The following is a 2,454-nucleotide window of genomic DNA, read 5'->3' on the forward strand; positions in this document are numbered from 1 at the left end:
TTCCTCCAAGTCAATTTTACTTTAAAAATGCCTTAACGAGATCTAAGCCTAAAAGGTACTTACAGTAATGCTGGCTATCTACAAAAGTATCTAAAACCGAATCTCTAATCTGAAAACAATCTTCTAAGCTACCTGCAAACTGATTTATTACAGTCTCATTCTTATACACTTCTAATACACAGTCAGAAGAACGTTCACGAATAACAATCTCGTATTCAGAATCTAATTTAGTGATAATTTTAGCCATTTCCTACTCCTTAAAATTGTTTAACGCATCGCAAACAGTCTTTACATCACGCTTACACGCAATTAAAACATCTTCACTGAAGGCTGTACGGATAGATACAGTAACATGAGTATCTGATAACTTGAATTTTAAATCGATCAATCCCTCGTGAGTCAAAGGTTGGGAAATATCTGCAAACATAGTGCTGTATTCAGTCTGATTTAAAATTCCTGAAACAACATCTTCAAGATCGATACGATAGTGACTGTTTAACCACTGTTTAAAATATGCTTTTAATGGCATTTTTAAAAGTTCTTTAGCTTCAATTTTCATTATTGATTACTCCTTACTTGGGATTGCTCCCTGTCAACACTTACAAGTTTAAACAAAAGGATTTTAGTTTTCAACAAATAATTTTGCTTTGATAATAAAAATGTGATTTAGTTCACAATAATAGTTCTTTTAAATCAAGGGGGTTATATCAAAAAGTTCTTATTTTACAAGGATTGCAGACGGATTTTATAATAAACGGATTTTTTTGGAATTTTAAACGGATTTTTTAAACCGAGGGGGCAATTAAGTTTCACTTGCATATTAATAGATAGAAAAACGGATTTTTTATTTTTCTGATAATAAAAACAATTTTGTGATAAAAATCACTTGCTTTATATCAAAATATGATTATACTTATAAGCAATCGAGATTAGTTCTGATTAGAACGTTATCAGAACAAACAATCTCACAAACATTTATTATAAAACGTCAAAAATTTGACAGCTAGGAGCGTAAATATTATGAATGATAAATATAGTCGTAAAAGCATATATGTAGCGAACAAAAACGCAAAGAATCGTGAAATTTCAGCAGAAAACGGCTTAACAGATCATCAGCACGAGGCTCTGACTTGGTTGTGCAGTTTCAGACACGAGCTACACTGCAATCAGGAAGATCTTTTTTACTCTGAATCAGCTAATTTTTCTAATTTTGGTTTTCAGATTTGCGGTCAGCTTAACCGTTATCTTAAACACGTTGATTTAATCAGTGACAACAAGTTCGATTATTCAGACGAATTTTTTGATATTCCTAGTGATTTTGACTGCAACAGTGATGCAGAATACGAGCAAGGTTTACAGCAGGTTCACGAATTTTGCGAGCGAGTAGATGCTGATATTATCGAGTTCTTACAAGAGATTGACTCTCGATATCACACTGAATATGCACCGACATTGATCGCAAGAAGCAGACTCATTTAAATTTCAAAATACAAGTGCGAGTGTTAAAGCCGATATTCAAGCCACGATATCGGCTTTTTTCGTTCTCGTTCGGTGCAGTCGGCTTAATGACAACCTCGCTTAATGCAGTCGGCTTAATGAAGAAAACAATCACGCTTAATGAGAGCCGACCGACCGCCCACCACAACGGCAGCTCGTTTAATGACCAGCGGTGCAGAGAGCTTAATGATAGACCCCACCGCCCTAGACCCCACCACCGCCCAGAAAATCCCTACCAGGTCGCTAGGTTTTCGGACCTGTGCGAGCAAATTTTTATAAAATCATACTTTCCTACTGGGTTACTAGGTTTTGGCATGGTCAGACTTCAGGACCGTTTCCCACTAACCTACTAGGTTACTAGGAATTAAGGGGTGCTGGGCGGATGCTTCCATATATATGGATATATTCAGCACTCTATATAAGACGATATCAGAATATTAAAAGCACATCTCTATATATAAGCTGATGCAGAAGATCATATATTTCTGTATTGATATTTTTACTTATATATAGATGTATATTCAGAATCACCCAAAAACAGACAAAAAACAGATTAAACCATAAAAATTTAAAAATATATTCTGCTGCTTTAATACCCTTTAAACCCTTGAAAAATAAAGATTTTTAAAAATTCAGGTTAAAATCATAATAAATAATTTTGTGACATACATCACAATTTTGTTATCAAATGATAGTAAATAAAAATTGATTTGAATATACTTAAAACATGCAAAGGGAACAACAAACCCAAAGCATAAACAAACACTTGTATCAACTTTTATGGAGCTTATATATCGTGGTTAGATATATTATTGAAGAAAGCATCCAAAACTTTAAGTTTTGGAGCGGTGGTAAGGATCATGCTGATATGCTGACTTATGACGAACTCGAAACATTTGAGGATTATATCACAGAGTCATTTTGTGAAGATCCAACAGATACCGACATTAACGATCT

3 protein-coding genes are annotated in these 2,454 nt (G+C 34.1%); 1 reads left to right on the forward strand and 2 read right to left on the reverse strand.

Annotated elements, in window-relative coordinates:
- Nucleotides 1–16: 16 nt before the first annotated feature.
- Together ACJML3_RS09255 and ACJML3_RS09260 are read right to left on the reverse strand one after the other, a co-directional pair.
- On the reverse strand, nt 17–247 hold the full coding sequence (locus ACJML3_RS09255) for a hypothetical protein (RefSeq protein ID WP_406022606.1): 231 nt from the start codon (nt 245–247) through the stop codon (nt 17–19).
- Between the two features lie 3 nt (nt 248–250).
- Entirely contained in the window at nt 251–559 is a 309-nt protein-coding gene (locus tag ACJML3_RS09260) for a hypothetical protein (RefSeq protein ID WP_406022608.1), read from the reverse strand.
- A gap of 461 nt (nt 560–1,020) precedes the next feature.
- Between ACJML3_RS09260 and ACJML3_RS09265 the strand changes: the two genes are divergently transcribed.
- A complete protein-coding gene (locus ACJML3_RS09265) occupies nt 1,021–1,479 on the forward strand; it encodes a hypothetical protein (RefSeq protein WP_406022610.1) in 459 nt (152 codons plus the stop codon).
- Nucleotides 1,480–2,454: the final 975 nt, after the last annotated feature.

Source organism: Succinivibrio sp., from assembly GCF_045124615.1.
Classification (GTDB): Bacteria; Pseudomonadota; Gammaproteobacteria; order Enterobacterales; family Succinivibrionaceae; genus Succinivibrio; species Succinivibrio faecicola.

Bases quoted from the DNA above. Each gene is read 5' to 3' on its own strand.
- ACJML3_RS09255 (WP_406022606.1), bottom strand. From the start codon at position 247: ATGGCTAAAATTATCACTAAATTAGATTCTGAATACGAGATTGTTATT.
- ACJML3_RS09260 (WP_406022608.1), bottom strand. From the start codon at position 559: ATGAAAATTGAAGCTAAAGAACTTTTAAAAATGCCATTAAAAGCATAT.
- ACJML3_RS09265 (WP_406022610.1), top strand. From the start codon at position 1,021: ATGAATGATAAATATAGTCGTAAAAGCATATATGTAGCGAACAAAAAC.